13 protein-coding genes and 1 pseudogene are annotated in these 17,465 nt (G+C 44.8%); all 14 read left to right on the forward strand.

Annotation, left to right across the window (positions count from 1 at the left end; all coding sequences use genetic code 11):
• Positions 1–156: 156 nt before the first annotated feature.
• The 14 genes and pseudogenes from hpf (at position 157) to uvrA (ending at position 17,354) form a co-directional block, all read left to right on the forward strand.
• Positions 157–735, forward strand: coding sequence for a ribosome hibernation-promoting factor, HPF/YfiA family (gene hpf, locus HMPREF9698_RS06520; RefSeq protein WP_003778535.1), 579 nt, complete (start codon positions 157–159; stop codon positions 733–735).
• Between the two features lie 204 nt (positions 736–939).
• A pseudogene (secA, locus tag HMPREF9698_RS06525) lies at positions 940–3,315 on the forward strand (preprotein translocase subunit SecA); the annotation flags it as partial.
• 155 nt (positions 3,316–3,470) lie between these two features.
• A protein-coding gene (gene prfB, locus HMPREF9698_RS06530) for a peptide chain release factor 2 (protein ID WP_115629215.1) occupies positions 3,471–4,575 on the forward strand; the annotation gives its coding sequence in 2 pieces (ribosomal slippage) (positions 3,471–3,542 and positions 3,544–4,575; 1,104 coding nt in all).
• Positions 4,576–4,669: 94 nt separating this feature from the next.
• Complete coding sequence (gene ftsE, locus HMPREF9698_RS06535; RefSeq protein WP_003778540.1) at positions 4,670–5,356, forward strand: cell division ATP-binding protein FtsE; 687 nt, start codon at positions 4,670–4,672, stop codon at positions 5,354–5,356.
• Entirely contained in the window at positions 5,340–6,233 is an 894-nt protein-coding gene (ftsX, locus tag HMPREF9698_RS06540; RefSeq protein WP_003778542.1) for a permease-like cell division protein FtsX, read from the forward strand. The genes ftsE and ftsX overlap by 17 nt, the downstream gene beginning before the upstream one ends.
• 327 nt (positions 6,234–6,560) lie before the next feature.
• Entirely contained in the window at positions 6,561–7,274 is a 714-nt protein-coding gene (locus HMPREF9698_RS06545; RefSeq protein ID WP_040292751.1) for a response regulator transcription factor, read from the forward strand.
• Entirely contained in the window at positions 7,271–9,079 is a 1,809-nt protein-coding gene (gene pnpS, locus HMPREF9698_RS06550) for a two-component system histidine kinase PnpS (RefSeq protein WP_003778547.1), read from the forward strand. Before HMPREF9698_RS06545 ends, pnpS begins: the two co-directional genes overlap by 4 nt.
• 141 nt (positions 9,080–9,220) lie before the next feature.
• Positions 9,221–10,234: a substrate-binding domain-containing protein gene (locus HMPREF9698_RS06555; RefSeq protein ID WP_003778548.1), complete on the forward strand. Its 1,014-nt coding sequence runs from the start codon at positions 9,221–9,223 to the stop codon at positions 10,232–10,234.
• 115 nt (positions 10,235–10,349) lie between these two features.
• The gene (gene pstC, locus HMPREF9698_RS06560) at positions 10,350–11,210 is read left to right on the forward strand and encodes a phosphate ABC transporter permease subunit PstC (RefSeq protein WP_003778550.1); all 861 of its coding nucleotides are present in this window, start codon (positions 10,350–10,352) and stop codon (positions 11,208–11,210) included.
• Positions 11,210–12,028: a phosphate ABC transporter permease PstA gene (gene pstA, locus HMPREF9698_RS06565; RefSeq protein ID WP_003778551.1), complete on the forward strand. Its 819-nt coding sequence runs from the start codon at positions 11,210–11,212 to the stop codon at positions 12,026–12,028. Before pstC ends, pstA begins: the two co-directional genes overlap by 1 nt.
• On the forward strand, positions 12,028–12,792 hold the full coding sequence (gene pstB / locus HMPREF9698_RS06570) for a phosphate ABC transporter ATP-binding protein PstB (protein ID WP_003778553.1): 765 nt from the start codon (positions 12,028–12,030) through the stop codon (positions 12,790–12,792). The genes pstA and pstB overlap by 1 nt, the downstream gene beginning before the upstream one ends.
• An 85-nt stretch (positions 12,793–12,877) precedes the next feature.
• On the forward strand, positions 12,878–13,561 hold the full coding sequence (gene phoU / locus HMPREF9698_RS06575) for a phosphate signaling complex protein PhoU (RefSeq protein WP_003778555.1): 684 nt from the start codon (positions 12,878–12,880) through the stop codon (positions 13,559–13,561).
• 128 nt (positions 13,562–13,689) lie between these two features.
• On the forward strand, positions 13,690–14,325 hold the full coding sequence (locus HMPREF9698_RS06580) for an HD domain-containing protein (RefSeq protein WP_003778556.1): 636 nt from the start codon (positions 13,690–13,692) through the stop codon (positions 14,323–14,325).
• Positions 14,326–14,501: 176 nt separating this feature from the next.
• Positions 14,502–17,354: an excinuclease ABC subunit UvrA gene (gene uvrA / locus HMPREF9698_RS06585; protein WP_003778559.1), complete on the forward strand. Its 2,853-nt coding sequence runs from the start codon at positions 14,502–14,504 to the stop codon at positions 17,352–17,354.
• Positions 17,355–17,465: the final 111 nt, after the last annotated feature.

Genomic DNA, 17,465 nt, shown 5'->3' on the forward strand with positions numbered 1-17,465 from the left:
CAATTTCTAAAGTAAGAATTTTACAAGTTGGACTTCTTGATAAATGAAGCGCTATCACCTATAATGAAGGTAAATAAAGAGTTAATTTTATTAATTCTTTATTACGAATAGCTTTTGCTAGACTCGGTCTAGTAGAAGATGGAAGGGTGCATTACTATGTTAAGGTTCAATATACGCGGTGAGAACATTGAGGTAACAGATGCTTTGCGCGACTACACTGAGAAAAAAATTTCAAAAATTGAGCGTTATTTTAACAAGGAATTGACCAATGTCGATGCCCACGTTAACTTGAAAATTTACTCCGACCGAAGTGCTAAAGTGGAAGTTACTGTCCCACTCTCCAACATTGTCTTGCGGGCTGAGGAAACCTCCCAAGATATGTACGGCAGTATTGACTTAGTGGCAGATAAACTTGAGCGACAAATTCGAAAGTATAAAACTAAAGTTAATCGCAAGATCCGTCGGGAAAACCTATCCCGGCCGGAAGCCATTGACCCTGATTTGTGGGATAGTGATGTGCCGGCTTTGGATGATAATAGCAAAGATGATGGGGATGTTTCATCTTCTATCGTCCGCATCAAGCAAGTTGACTTGAAGCCCATGAGTCCGGAAGAAGCTGTTTTACAGATGGACTTGCTAGGACATGACTTTTTTATTTTTGAAGATGCCGAAACAGAAGGAGTCAGCTTGGTCTACAAACGCCACGATGACCAATACGGCCTACTCGAGACCTAGGCTAAGATAATCTAGCCAACCATTTGAATTGACCTTTAAAACAAAGCGTTCTTAACAGTAAAATTATTGTTAAGGGCGCTTTTAATGCAGTCTTTTATTTCTAAATCAATCATGGTATGATAGGGAAGTATCTTCCGGATCATGTAAATTGAAAATAATGAATACAAGGGATATGGATCTATAATCTAGAGGTGAAAGAATCAGATGGCGAACTTCTTAAAACGTCTTTTTGATAATGATAAAAAAGTCTTGCGTCGTTACGGTAAAATTGCTGATAAAATTGAAGCTTTATCAGATGATATGGCTGAGTTAACAGACGAAGAATTACAGGCCCGGACTCAAGAATTTAAGTCCCGATATGCCAATGGCGAAAGCTTGGATGAAATGCTAGTAGAGACCTTTGCTACCATGCGGGAAGCAGCTAAGCGGGTCTTGGGCCTTTACCCCTTCCGTGTCCAGTTGCAAGGGGGAATGGCCCTGCATGAAGGGAACATTGCTGAGATGAAGACTGGTGAAGGGAAGACCTTAACAGCCACTATGCCGGTCTATTTAAATGCCATCTCTGGCAAGGGTGTCCATGTTGTCACTGTTAACGACTACCTAGCCACCCGGGATGCTGAAGAGATGGGTGAGCTTTACCGTTGGATGGGGCTGACGGTTGGTTTGAACCTCAACTCTAAGAACGCCGACGAAAAACGGGATGCCTACAATTGCGATATTACTTACTCAACCAATAATGAGTTAGGCTTTGACTACTTAAGAGACAATATGGTGGTCTACAAGGAACAAATGGTCCAAAGACCCCTTAACTTCGCTATCTTGGATGAGGTCGACTCGATTTTAATTGACGAGGCCCGGACCCCCCTTATTATTTCGGGTCAAGCAGAAGGATCCACTTCTTACTACACTCGAACTGACTTCTTTGTCAAGGGTTTGAAAGAAGATGAGGATTACACCATTGATGTTCAGTCCAAAACCATTAACCTAACTGAAGAAGGTATTGAAAAAGCAGAGGATACCTTCAATGTTAAAAACTTGTATGATGTGGAAAACCAAACCTTGATCCACCACCTAGACCAGGCTTTACGAGCTAACTACATTATGATCTTGGACAAGGACTATGTGGTTAAAGATGATGAAGTCAAGATTGTCGACCAGTTTACGGGACGGATAATGGAAGGTCGCCGTTATTCTGACGGCCTCCACCAGGCAATTGAAGCTAAAGAAGATGTAGAAATTCAAAAAGAATCCAAAACCATGGCTACCATCACCTTTCAGAACTTTTTCCGTCGTTATGCCAAACTCTCTGGTATGACCGGGACAGCTAAGACAGAGGAAGAAGAGTTCCGAGAAATATACAATATGGATGTTATTGCTGTTCCAACCAACAGACCGGTAGCCCGGGATGACAAGGATGATCTCCTATACCCTACCTTGGACAGCAAGTTCAAGGCAGCAGCCCAGGACATCAAGGAACGTCATGAAATTGGCCAACCTGTTTTAGTTGGGACCGTAGCGGTGGAAACATCTGAAGTTATCTCCCGCTACCTGCAAGAACTAGACGTCCCCCATGAAATTTTGAATGCCAAAAACCACTTTAAAGAAGCAGATATTATTGTTAATGCTGGTCAACCTGGTGCAGTGACCATCGCCACCAACATGGCTGGACGGGGGACTGATATCAAGTTAGGCCCTGGTGTCAAAGAACTGGGTGGGCTAGCCGTTATCGGGACGGAACGCCACGAATCACGTCGGATTGACAACCAGTTGCGTGGTCGGTCAGGCCGGCAAGGGGACCCGGGTGTTTCTCAATTTTACTTGTCCTTAGAAGATGACCTCATGCGACGGTTTGGGTCTGAGCGGATCCAGTCTGTTTTAGAGCAACTGAAAATTTCTGGTGACGATGCAGTGATCCAAAGTCGGATGATCTCCCGCCAGGTAGAATCAGCCCAAAAAAGGGTGGAAGGGAACAACTACGATACCCGTCGAAATGTCTTGAAATATGATGATGTTATGCGGGAACAGCGGGAAGTTATTTACGCCCAACGCCAAGAAGTCATTATGGAAGAGGATTCTCTTTCTTACGTTGTCAATCCAATTATCCGTCGTACCATCGATGGGGCTGTGAATATTAATACCCAAAGCGATGACTCCTCAAAATGGGACTTAGACCAGTTAGTTGATTTTGCCCACCAAGTTTTATTGCCGGCTGATTCCATTTCCAAGGAAGACTTGTATGGACGGGACCGGGAAGGCATCAGAGACTATCTCAACCAGTTGACTACTGAAGCTTACCAGGAAAAAATCAGTCAATTTAATGGAGAAGAGCAAGTCTTGGAATTCGAGAAAGTTGTCACCCTACGTGTGGTTGACCGCAAATGGACCAACCATATTGATGAGATGGACCAACTCCGACAGGGGATTGGCCTCCGGTCTTACGGCCAGTTCAATCCCTTGACTGAATACCAGCAAGAAGGTGCCCGCCTCTTTGAAGAGATGATCGGTGAAATTGAATACGAAATCACCCGCCTATTGATGAAGTCTGAAATCAGACAAAACTTACAGCGGGAACAAGCTAGTGCGGACGGCAAGGGTAAGAAAGCTAAAAGACCGGCTAAGAAAGATGACTATGAATACTCCCATGACGACGAAACCAATACCGTCACGGGATAAGTTCAGGAAAACGGTAAAAGCAGGGGCAAGGCCACCTGCTTTTCTTTTTTTTGGAGGTAAAAATGGAACGATTTGAAATAGAACAAGATTTACAAACAATGCGACAAACACTAGCCAAGTATAGGGGGTCTCTTTGACCTGGAAAAAATTCAGGCAGACCTAGCAGAGGCCCAGGAAATCATGACCCAGCCTGACTTTTGGGATGATCCTGACAAGGCCAAAGAAGTTATTGACCAGAGTAACCAATTGAAGGAGAAGGTTAATTTATTCCAGTCCGTCCAAGGCTTGGTCGAGGAAAACGAAACCATCCTAGCCATGCTAGAAGAAGGGGAGGACCAAGACCTCTTGGCTGAATTGGAAGCCAACCTGCAAAAGGCTCATGACCGGTTAGATGAGTTAGAAATTAGCCTCCTCCTTAATGAGGAATATGATGGCAACAACGCCATCTTAGAACTCCACCCTGGGGCAGGGGGGACTGAGTCGCAAGATTGGGGCCAGATGCTCTACCGGATGTACACCCGGTGGATTGACAGCAAAGGCTTCCAGTATCAAGTCCTAGACTACCAAGCAGGGGACGAAGCAGGTATTAAGAGTGTCTCCCTCTTAGTCAAGGGGACCAATGCCTATGGTTTACTGAAAGCAGAAAAGGGTGTCCATCGCTTAGTCCGGATCTCTCCATTTGACTCATCGGGACGGCGTCACACCTCTTTCGTCTCTTGCGAAGTGACCCCAGAATTGGACCAGGATATCGAGGTTGAAGTCAAGCCGGAAGATATTCGAATTGATACCTACCGGGCCAGTGGGGCAGGGGGACAGCACGTTAACAAAACAGATTCAGCTGTCCGGATAACCCACCAACCTACAGGGTTTGTGGTCCAGAGCCAAGCTGGCCGGTCGCAACTCCAAAACCGCGAGCAAGCCATGACCATGCTAAAATCTAAGCTTTACCAAAAACAAGTAGAGGAAAAAGAAGCTGAAATGGCTCAGGCCAGAGGCGATCAGAAGGAAATTGGCTGGGGGTCGCAAATCCGGTCTTATGTTTTCCACCCATACTCCATGGTTAAAGACCACCGGACCAAGTTGGAGTCTGGCAACCCGGATGCAGTGATGGACGGTGACCTGGATCCCTTTATTGAAGCCTATTTGCGGTCACAAATTGATTTATGATTGAAATAATATTGTAATCGCCTTAACATATTGATATATTACACTGAAAGAGCTAGCCAAGTTTAGTCCAGTGAAAAGTGAATAGGTGAATAGCATGATAAGAATGGAAAACGTTTATAAAAAATACGATAACGGGATTACAGCTTTAAATAAGTTGTCGGTCCAAATCGACCAAGGGGAATTTGTCTACTTGGTTGGTCCCTCCGGGGCAGGTAAGTCTACCTTTATCAAGTTGATTTATCGTGAGGAGGCTCCGACTAGGGGGAAGGTCCAGGTTAATGATTACGATACCGGCAAAATGAAGAAAAAATATATCCCCAACCTCAGACGGGAAGTCGGCGTTGTTTTTCAGGACTTCAAACTCCTCCCCCGCTTGACCGTCTATGAAAATGTTGCCTATGCCATGAAGGTGGTTGAGCAAAAACCTAGGGTCATCCAGCAGCGGGTCAACCAAGTTTTGGACCTGGTGGGCTTGAAGCACAAAGAAAAAATGTTCCCAGACCAAATCTCTGGTGGGGAGCAGCAGCGGGTGGCCATCGCCCGGGCCATTGCCAACACCCCTAAGATTTTGATCGCCGACGAACCCACCGGTAACTTGGACCCAGATACTTCCTGGGAGGTCTTGCAAGTCTTGGAGGAGGTAAACCGCTTAGGCACTACGGTTATTATGGCGACCCACCACCAAGAAATTGTTAACCAGGCCAAACACCGGGTGATTGCCATTGAAAGTGGCCGGATTGCCAGAGATGAAATGGAGGGTGAGTATGGTTACCAAGTTTAGAACTTTTTTTGGTCACATTGGAGAAGCCTTCCGTAGTCTGCGCCGGAATGGCTGGATGACGGTCGCCGCGATTGCGGCAGTGGCCATCACCCTCTTTTTGGTGGGATCCTTGCTTGCCTCTGTCTTAAACTTGAACAAGTTGGCCAGTGATATTGAAGATGATGTGAATATCCGAGTGTCAATTGACCTGGCGGCTGACCAAGACGACCAGGAGGCTTTGTGGGATAAGATCATGGCTTTGGATAATGTGGCAGACATGACCTACTCTAGTCGCCATGAAGAGTTGGACAACATTATTGGAGTTTACGGTGAGGACTTTGACCTCTTAGAAGGGGATGACAACCCGCTTTATGATGTTTTTATAGTCCACGCAACTAGTCCTGAAGCCACCCAGGCCTTGGCTGGTGAAATCGAAGACTTTAACTTTGTCCAAGATGTTAATTATGGAGGCGCTGAAGCTGACCGACTCTTCAGCTTGACCCGGACCATGCGGAATGTAGGTTTTGTGGTTATCGGCGTTTTAATCTTTACAGCCGTCTTTTTAATATCCAACACCATTCGGATTGCCATTTTCTCCCGCAGTACGGAAATTGAAATCATGCGCCTAGTCGGGGCTAAAAACTCCTTCATTCGCTGGCCCTTCCTGTTTGAAGGTGCCATTATCGGTTTAGTGGGGTCCCTAATTTCATCAGCTGTCATTGCCTATATTTACATTAACGGCTTTGACCGCTTGATGACCCTCTTGTCGCAAACCAGCTTTGCCCTCTTAGCACCCGACCCCTTCTTGTATGGCCTACTTGGGGTCTTGGTTGCTATCGGTGTGGTGATTGGCAGTCTTGGTTCATTACTATCCATCCGCCGTTTCTTAAAAATTTAAAAGTTAAGCTTAAAAGCTAGGAAATTCAAAAAGAGTTTCCTGGCTTTTTTATAGTGATGCTTTTCCACTGGCCAGGGTTATTTTTGGACACCTAAGACTATGAATGTTCCAACTTTGGATTCTTCATTGCCAGACAGGATCATTTTTTGTTTAAAGAATAATACAAGAATGTATAGCTTATGTTAAGAGTGATAGCTTTTCGTAAAAAGTGTGTTACTATATGGTTGATTAAACTAATCATTAACCAAGTTATGCTTAGGCTGAGTTGGGATTGGCCTGACCCAGACTGGTTAATGTAAAAGTTAGAGGACAAGGAAGGGATATATGATGAAGAAAGTTTTAATAATTGAAGATGAAAGCTCAATTGCTAAACTCTTAAGTTACAATATTGAGCAGGAAGGCTTTGCAACGGAAACCGCCCTAGATGGTCGGGAAGGCTACCAACTAGCCTTAGCCAATGATTTCGACATGATTATCTTGGACTTGATGCTCCCATCCATGGATGGGATTGATGTTTGCCGGCAGTTGCGTGGGGAGAAGGTTGACACACCCATTATCATGCTGACAGCCAAAGATTCGGAAGTGGATAAAATAATAGGCTTGGAGATCGGGGCTGATGACTATATGACCAAGCCCTTTAGTCCCAGAGAAGTCATTGCCCGGATGAAGGCTGTCTTTAGACGGTATGACAAGGCAGTTGAATCTGACAATACCACTAGCCAGGTCTCTGCTAATAAACTGATTACAGTCGGGGATATTGAGATTAACCCGGTCGAATTTAAGGTTCGGGTTAAAGGCCAAGAAATCCTCCTAACCCCTAAAGAATTTGACCTCCTACTTTACCTAGCCAAACGTCAAAGCCGGATTTTAAGCCGGGAGCAACTCCTTAATGCTATTTGGAATTACGATTTTACAGGGGAAACTCGGATTGTCGATGTTCACATTAGCCACCTCCGTGAAAAAATAGAGGAAGATACCAAAAATCCCCAATACATTAAAACGGCTAGAGGCTTTGGCTACAAATTCGAGGCCCCTAGATGAAACAGTTAAGAAAAAGAATGGTGGGCTACTTTGTCCTGGTTAACACCATCTTGTCCATTGCTCTCTTGGTTTCCTTTGCCTTTTTGGCTCACCGGCAGTTTACCAACCAACAAGAAGAGATGATCCAGGGTCAAATGCAGGTCCTAGTTGATAGCATTGACCGGAACCCAACTGCCAAAGAGTCGGAGAGGGACTTACAAGACCAGATTGAAGCAGTGTCGGACTACTTTCAGGAGCGTATATCCCTGATGGATGCAGATGGCCAGGTCCTCTTTGATACAGAGGTCGATGAAAACCAGGCCGAAAACCATGCTAATCGGGAAGAATTTATGGAGGCTGTCCAGTCCGGCCAAATTGAAACGGCAAGCCGGCAAAGCATGTCCACCGACCAGTCCATGTACTATGCCGCTCAAGCAATCACGGACCAAGAGGGTAACTTGCTGGGAGTTGTTCGGATATCCAATACCGTCGATAACTTAAACCAAATTGTGGTTTTCCTATCTAGTTTACTAGCCATTTCCTTATTGATCCTTATTTTGATTACTATCTTTATGACCTATTATTGGACCAACAAGATTGGCAAGCCCATTGATGAAATCAAGTCTGTCACCCATGAATTAGCCAATAAGAATTACGAGGCCCGCTACACCTTGTCTTCTTATTCCGATATCAACGAATTAGGGGACTCCATCAATGACCTAGCCGAAAACCTTAAAGCCCAGTTCAATGCCATCAAGCACAATGACCAGCAACTGACCAAACTGTTAGAAAACTTAGTGGTCGGGGTCATCTTGATTAATGAAAATCGGGAAATTACGGTTTGCAACCCCATGGCCAATGAAATTTTAGGGGTCAATATTTATGGCAATATTGGCCGGGTCTACAGTGATATTATCCATAGTTCGGATATTATCCAATTGGTGGAGAAGGCTATCCGGAAAAATAGGGCCCAAAATAAAGAAATTATCCTTTACTTACAAAACGAAAAAACACTAGACGTAAATGTTGTCCCGATTAGGGAAGAAGAAGAAAAGAATGATTATGTCCTTCTCTTTTACGATATTACTGAAATCAAACGACTAGAACAGGTTCGGACTGACTTTGTAGCTAATGCCTCTCATGAACTCCGGACCCCTATTACGGCTTTAAAAGGATTCAGTGAGACCCTACTGGACGGGGCTATGGAGGATAGAGATCTTTTAGTCGAATTTCTAGAGATTATGCTCAAAGAATCTACTCGTTTGGATTCCATGGTCCAAGATATTTTGCAATTATCCCGGCTAGAGCAAAGACCAAGCCAGCAAGGGGTGAGTCCAGTTGCCGTCGACCAGGTTATTGCCGATGTCATGCAGGTTTTACAGCAAAAAGCTGAAAGTAAGCAGATTAGCTTGAACCTACATGTCAAAGACAAGGTTCAAGTTTTAGTCAACCAAGACGAGCTGAAGCAGGTGGCGATGAACTTGATTGGCAATGCTATTACCTATACCCCAGAACAAGGTCATGTGGAAACAGAAATTTATCAAGAAAACAATGAGGCTGTTATTAAAATAGCGGATGATGGGATTGGTATTCCAGAGAAAGACCAGGCTAGGATATTTGAGCGCTTCTACCGGGTGGACAAGGCAAGAAGCCGAAATGCTGGTGGGACAGGTCTAGGTCTATCCATTGTTAAATGGCTAGTCGAGGGTATGGAAGGCCGGATCCAAGTGGAAAGTCAACTAGGCCAAGGGTCAGCCTTCTACCTTTACCTCCCCTTTTACCAAGATGAGAAAGACCCGGACATGTCAGGCATCAAACTAAGCTAGTCATTAAAATTTACATTATCTTTACATTCCTTTACACAGTCTATACACTAACTTGATTTACTATCAACAATTCTTCAGTATTATAGGGAGTAAGGACAGAATGGTCCATCAAAATTCAATTTTGAAGGAGAGTTATGACGTATGACTTTGAAAAAAGCAACAAAATGGATGTCAGTACTCAGTGTTTCGCTAATTTTAGCGGCATGTGACCAAGAAGCGCAAGACGAAGCGCAAGACGACCAAACTGAAGAAGCTGCTCCTGCTGACGACGCTGGCGAAGAATCTAGTGACGACCAAGCAGGTGAAGAAGAAGGCGGCGACGAAGAAGCTGATGGTGAAGAAGAAGCTGGCGACCAAGCAGCCGGTGACTTTGACTACTCAAGCACACTTAACGCTTCAACTCGTGAAGATGGGTCCGGTACTCGTTCAGCCTTTGTTGAAATCGTTGGACTAGAAGATGAAGATGGTAATGACCAAATTGACCAATCCATCACAGTCCAAGATGGTACGAACGCTGTCATCACCGGTGTACAAGAAGACCTTTACGCTCTTGGCTACGTTTCCGTTGGTGCTATTCAAGGTAACGACGACGTGAAGGCCTTACAAGTTGAAGGAGTTGAACCAACTCCAGAAAACATCAAAGCTGGTGACTACGAAATTGCTCGTGACTTCAACCTTGTATACGGAGAAGATCTTTCCGAACAAGCACAAGACTTCCTAGACTTTGTATTATCTGCTGAAGGACAAGCAGTTGTTGAGGAAAACGGTGAAGTTCCTGTGGACGATGGAGCAGAAGAATTTACTGGTGGCGACGTTTCAGGTGAAGTTCAAATTAACGGATCAACCTCTGTTACACCTCTAATTGAAAAATTAACTGAAGAATACAATGCTGTGAACCCTGATGTTACTTTTGACATTGCTTCTACTGGTTCAAGCGCTGGTGTTACAGCTGCTATTGACGGTACTGCTGATATTGGTATGTCTTCTCGTGACATTACTGAAGAAGAAGAAGCTGACCTTGGTGGCGTAGAATCCATTGCCATTGACGGTATTGCTGTCATTGTAAACCCAGAAAACCCAGTTGATGACATTACAATTGACCAGTTGCAGTCAATTTACCTTAACGAAACCACAACTTGGGAAGAATTTGAATAAGAAGTAGTAGCCTAAAAGCATAGACTACAAGATAAAAGGGCTTGGATGGAAACTTCAAGCCCCTTTTATTGGTTAATTAATATAACGAAAGTAACAAAAAGAAAGGGATGAACAAATGAATAAGCCAGGTGAAAAGGTCATGCAAGGCGTTTTCCTTGTGTCTGCATTGATGTCCATCATTGCTTTATTGACTATTATTTACTTTATTTTTGCCAACGGGCTTCCGATTATGTTCCGTTATGGTTTTTTTGACTTTATTTTTGGGACCGAATGGCGTCCGTCGAATAATCCACCCATGTATGGTCTCTTACCGATGATAACAGGTTCCATTTTTGCTACTCTTGGAGCGGCTATCTTGGGTGTCCCAGTTGGTGTTTTAACCGCCATCTTTATGGCAGAGTTTTGCCCAGACTGGCTTTACAAGGTCTTGAAACCGGCTGTTACCCTGATGGCCTCCATTCCATCCATTGTCATGGGTTTCTTTGCCTTGAGACTATTGGTCCCAGCTGTCCGGGAAAACTTCGGCGGAAATGGTTACAGCATGTTGTCAGCCATTTTAATTCTTTCCATTATGATTTTACCTACCATCATTGAACTGTCCGAATCTGCCTTGAAGACTGTTCCACGTACTTACTATTCAGCCTCCATTGCCATGGGGGCTTCTCATGAACGGTCGGTTATGAACGTCCTCGTACCTGCAGCCAAATCAGGTGTCTTGTCCTCTGTCGTCTTGGGTATTGGCCGGGCAATCGGTGAAACCATGGCCGTTGTTCTTGTAGCTGGAAACCAACCGATTATGCCAGGTGGCTTACTGCAAGGGATGAGAACCTTGACCATTAATATTGTCTTGGAGATGGGCTACGCTACAGGAGAGCACCGGGAAGCCTTGATTGCGACAGCAGTTGTCTTGTTTGTCTTTATCTTCATTATCAATGGTAGCTTCCTCGTCATTAAGAATAAGGGGGATAATCAATAATGCAATCCAAACATGTGATTCGTGGAATTGTCTACTTAGCTGCACTTATTACCTTTGGTGTTCTGCTTTACATCATCGGTTTTATCTTAATTAATGGTATACCTGCTCTAAATTTGGACATGTTTAGACTGAACTATACCACTGAGAACGTGTCTATGATGCCTGCCATTATTACAACCTTGTATACTGTTATCGGTACACTGGGTATCGCAACCCCAATTGGTGTCTTTACAGGATTTTACTTAGTTGAATATGCCGACCGGTCCAACCCTATTGTCAAATTGATTAGTATGGCAACTGACATGCTGGCGGCCGTCCCATCCATTGTCTACGGTCTTTTTGGTTTCTTGTTCTTCGTCACCTTCCTCGGCCTCTCTTTCTCTATTTCTTCTGGTATCTTAACGGTTACCATTATGATCTTGCCTTTGATTATCCGAGCAACTGAAGAAGCCCTCATGGGTGTTCCAAGAGGACTTCGTGAAGCAAGTTATGGTTTGGGGGCTGGTAAGTTAAGAACCATCTTTACTGTTGTTCTACCAGTGGCCATGCCAGGGATCCTATCTGGTGTCATCTTGGCCATGGGTCGGGTGGTCGGTGAATCAGCTGCCTTGATTTACACCCTAGGGTCTTCAACCAACATTCCAACCAGTTTGACCAGTTCAGGCCGGACCATGGCTGTCCACATGTATGTCCTATCCAGTGAAGGCCAGTATGTTAATGAAGCTTATGCAACCGCCGTTGTCCTCTTTATCCTCGTCTTAATCTTAAACGGTCTATCAACCTTAGTCAGTAATAAATTAGCTACGGGAGGCAAATAATGTCTGAAAAAAATATTAAAATGCAAGTTGAAAACATGGATTTGTACTACGGTGATTTCCAAGCCTTGCACTCAGTGGATTTAGATGTTTACGAAAACGAAGTAACTGCTTTTATTGGCCCGTCTGGTTGTGGGAAATCAACCCTCATTAAGTCCTTGAACCGGATGAACGACCTAGTTCCAGACTGCCGCATCGAAGGGGATATCCGCTTAGACGGCAAGGATATCTATGCTAAGGGGATTGACCTGACTGAACTCCGGAAGCAAGTTGGGATGGTCTTCCAACACCCTAACCCCTTCCCTAAAAGTATCTATGACAACATTGCTTATGGTCCAAGAACCCACGGCATTAAAGACAAGTCTAAATTAGATGAAATTGTCGAAACTTCTTTGAAGCAAGCGGCCATTTGGGACGAGGTCAAAGACCACTTAGACCGAAACGCTCTTTCCATTTCTGGTGGTCAGCAACAACGGATCTGTATTGCCCGTGCGATTGCCAATGAACCCGATGTCCTCTTGATGGACGAACCAACCAGTGCTTTGGACCCTATCTCTACTTCTAAAATTGAAGACCTAGTCGAAGAATTGAAAAGACAATACACTATTGTCATGGTTACTCACAATATGCAACAAGCCTCTCGTGTTTCTGACCGGACTGCCTTTTTCTACCAAGGCCGGATTATTGAGCAAGACGAAACTAAGACACTCTTTACCAATCCAAGTGAAGAAAGAACAGAAAATTACATTTCCGGTCGATTTGGTTAAAGACTTGACTTTCGCCTAGCATCCGCTATACTTGAATATCAGCTTATTTCCTGTATAATCAAAAAAACTAGAAAGAGGGTAAAAGATGAGAGTTGCATTTGACAAAGAACTGAATGAGTTGAATCGATCTTTTTCACAATTGGGTAACCTAGTTAATGAAGCCATCTATAAATCAATTAAGGCCTTCATCAACCATGACAAGAAATTAGCCAAAGAAGTGATTGAAAACGATGACCGTGTCAACCAACTGGAAGTTGAACTAGAAGGGAAATGTATTGAGATTATCGCCCTCCAACAACCGGTGACCGCTGACTTGCGGACCATCATTACTATTTTGAAAGCATCAGCTGACTTGGAACGGATGGGCGACCACGCCGTTAATATTGCCAAAGCCACTATTCGGATTAAAGGATCCAAACGGTCTGAAGAAATTGAAGGTATGATTGCTGAAGCTGGCGAAAAAATTAAAGTTATGGGTCAAGATGTTCTTCAAGCCTTTGTAGAGATGGACACCAAGGCAGCCCTTCACTTTGATGAACGCGACGATGAAATCGATGAGATAACAGATAACCTGAAGCGAAAAAGTGTCAAACGGGTCGTGGATGATCCTGAACTAGCATTCGGAGCGACCGACTACACCCTAGTTGGTTCATCCATTGAGCGGATTGGTGACTACATCACCAATATTGCTGAGTGGATTGTTTACCACGAAACCGGTAAAATCAAGGAATTAAATATCAGCCATGACTATGAAAATTTTGAAGAGTAAGACTTGGTCATGAAGCAAGATCAAGATGGAGCAGGATAGGCGACTATCCTGCTTTTGTCATATTTAAAATTTTTGCCCTTTACGCCAAAACCTGCTAGGATAGATAAAATTAGAAAGAAGTGATGCCCATGGGAATGCACGCCTATTTTAAAAGCCTATCAGACCTGGAAAAAATCTACCGTTGCCCGGGGAAGTTTAAATTTGAAGAACACTCGGTTGCCGAGCACTCCTTTAAGGTGACCAAGATTGCCCAGTTCTTGGGTACAGTTGAAGAACAAGAGGGCAGGGATATTAATTGGCAAGTCCTCTATGAAAAAGCTCTCAACCATGACTATGCTGAAATCTTTATCGGAGATATCAAAACCCCGGTCAAGTATGCTGATCCCAATCTTAGACAAAGATTGGCTGAAGTCGAGGAGAAGATGACCCTGCATTTTATCGCCGAAGAAATTCCTGAACGCTTTCAGGAGGTTTACAAAAAACGGTTGAGAGAAGCTAAGGACGACAGCTTGGAAGGACAAATTTTATCGGTAGCAGATAAAATTGACCTCCTCTATGAGTCCTTTGGTGAGATCCAAAAAGGGAATCCAGAAGACCTTTTTACCGATATTTACCAGGAATCCTTGGCCACCATCTTGGAGTTCAAAGACTTGGTCAGCGTCCAGTACTTTATCGAAGAAATCTTGCCTGACCTACTTCAGGGTGAATTCACCAACCAGGCTAAGCTGCAAGAAATTTCAGATGCCATGCTCCGGGACTCATGATGGACCGGCCAGCTTGACTTGAACTTGAACGTATGTTCTTATAATATGGTTATGTTATAATAGGGATGTGAAAGATGACCTTGTTGCATCCTAAAAGAGGAGGAGGGCTAGATTTTTCAGCCCTTTTTCTATTGAAGCAAAGAATATAATAAAGCTTACAGAATGGAGCAGTTTGAATGGCAAATGATAAAATCGTTGTCCGTGGGGCTCGGTCCCATAACTTAAAAAATATCGATGTCACTATTCCGAGAGATGAGTTTGTCGTCGTGACCGGCTTGTCTGGGTCTGGCAAAAGTTCTTTAGCCTTTGATACCCTTTATGCTGAAGGGCAAAGACGGTATGTTGAGTCTCTTTCGGCCTATGCCAGACAGTTTTTAGGTCAGATGGACAAACCTGATGTCGATAGTATCGACGGCCTGAGTCCAGCCATTTCTATTGACCAAAAAACAACCAACAACAACCCTCGGTCAACCGTTGGAACGGTTACAGAGATTAATGACTACTTACGACTGCTTTTTGCTCGGGTTGGCCAACCCATTTGCCCCAATGATGGTTACCCCATCACTAGTCAATCGGTAGACCAGATGGTAGACAGCATTTTAGACCTACCTGACCGGACTAAAATCCAAGTCTTGTCCCCTCTTGTTAGAGGCAAAAAAGGCCAGCACAAAAAGGTCCTGAGCCAGGTCAAGTCTAGCGGTTATGTCAGGGTGATTGTGGACGGAGACATGTATGATATTGGCGACGAGATCGAATTAAATAAAAATAAAAAACATGATATCTCGGTCGTAGTTGACCGAATTGTGGTCAAAGAAGGCATCCGGTCCCGCTTGTTTGACTCCATGGAAACAGCCCTCAAGCTAGCAGACGGCCAGGCCATTGTAGACGTTATCGATGGGGAAGAAATGGTCTTTTCTGAGCACCATTCATGCCCAATCTGTGGCTTTACAGTGCCGGATTTAGAACCCCGCTTGTTTTCTTTTAATGCTCCTTTTGGGTCCTGTCCCGACTGTGAAGGTATTGGGACCAAGTTGGAGGTTAACTTGGACCTGGTCATTCCAGACCAAACCAAGACCTTGAAGGAAGGTGCTTTGGCTCCTTGGAATCCCATTTCTTCTAATTACTACCCTTCCATGTTGGACCAGTTTTGCCAAGCTTTTAGTATTGATATGAACATTCCCTACCAAGACTTGCCTGATCAAGATAAAAACATGGTCTTGTATGGGTCAGGGGATGAGGAATTCACCTTTGTTTACCAGAATCAGACCGGTAAGGTAAGGGAGACCACCATGTCCTTTGAAGGGGTCGTCAACAATGTCTCCCGCCGTTACTTTGAAACGTCCAGTAATTTTACCCGCCGTGTCATGGGAGAATACATGACGGAGAAGGTTTGCCCAAGTTGCCAGGGTAAGCGACTCAACCCCCAAGCCCTCAGTGTCAAGATTGATGAAGCGGATTTTGGCGAAGTCAGCCGGCTGTCCATTGACCAGGCGTTAGACTTTTTTGACCAGCTTGACCTAGGAGACCAGGACAGGGAAATTGCCCAGCCCATCTGCAAGGAAATTAAGGACCGGCTATCTTTCCTAAAAAATGTCGGCTTGGACTACTTGACCCTGTCCCGAAGCGCCGGCACCTTGTCAGGTGGGGAAGCCCAGCGAATCCGCCTGGCCACCCAAATCGGGTCTAACTTGTCAGGGGTCCTCTATATACTGGATGAACCATCCATCGGCCTCCACCAAAGGGATAACAACCGTTTGATTGACTCCCTCAAAAGCATGCGAGACCTAGGCAATACCTTGATTGTGGTAGAACACGATGAAGATACAATGTTAGCGGCTGACCGCTTGATTGACATTGGCCCAGGTGCAGGAGACCAGGGCGGGGAAGTCATCGCCAACGACCGCCCCGACCTGGTTGCCCAAAACCAAAATTCTATCACCGGCCAATACTTGTCTGGCAAGAAATTTATTCCCATCCCCAAAAAGCGGCGGACGGCTGACCAAGGAGCTATTGCTGTCAGAGGGGCTAGGGAAAATAATTTAAAAGGGATCGATGTTGACTTTCCTTTGGGTCGCTTGAACCTGGTTACTGGTGTATCCGGTTCAGGCAAGTCTTCCCTGGTCAACGGTGTCTTAAAATCTGCCTTAGCTAGGGCAGTGGGTCGGTCTAAGGAAAGGATCGGTAAGGTTGACCAGGTGTCTGGTTACGAGGGAATTGACAAGGTGGTTGACATTGACCAGTCCCCTATTGGCCGGACTCCCCGGTCAAACCCAGCTACCTACACCAGTGTCTTTGATGACATCCGGGACCTCTTTGCTTCCACTAATGAAGCCAAGGTTCGTGGTTACAATAAGGGCCGGTTTTCCTTTAATGTGAAAGGTGGCCGTTGTGAAGCCTGCAAGGGTGACGGGATTTTGACCATCGAAATGCACTTCTTACCGGACGTCTACGTTCCTTGTGAGGTCTGCAAGGGGACTCGGTATAACTCCGAAACCCTGGAAGTGGAATACAAGGGAAAAAATATCTCCCAAGTCTTGGACATGACTGTAGCGGATGCGGCTGAATTTTTTGAAGCTATTCCCAAAATTAAACGTAAACTTGATACTATTATCGATGTTGGCTTGGGCTATATTACCCTAGGCCAACCTGCCCCAACTCTTTCTGGTGGCGAGGCTCAGCGGATGAAGCTGGCTTCTGAACTTCAAAAACGTCAAAACGGCCACAACTTTTATATATTGGATGAACCAACAACTGGTCTTCATACCGACGACATTGCCCGGCTTTTGACCGTCCTGCAGCGCTTAGTGGATGCAGGCAATACTGTTGTGATTATTGAACACAACCTGGACGTGATCAAGGTGGCCGACTACATTATTGACTTAGGACCAGAAGGCGGTGCTGGAGGTGGCCAGGTTATCGCAACTGGGACTCCCGAAGAAATTGCCCAGGTTGAAGATAGTTATACTGGTCACTATCTCAAGGCTATCTTAGACCGAGACTTGGCCCGGATGCAGGCAGCTAAGAAGTAATAAGATTAGCCCTTTCTTTAGCCAAACTTTCCCAAAAATTCCATAAGCTTTGCATAATCCAGCAAAAGAGAATCAGTCAAAAGACCTATGACAAAGCTGTCGTTCTGTTAG

The organism is Alloiococcus otitis ATCC 51267, assembly GCF_000315445.1.
GTDB classification, from domain to species: Bacteria; Bacillota; Bacilli; order Lactobacillales; family Carnobacteriaceae_A; genus Alloiococcus; species Alloiococcus otitis.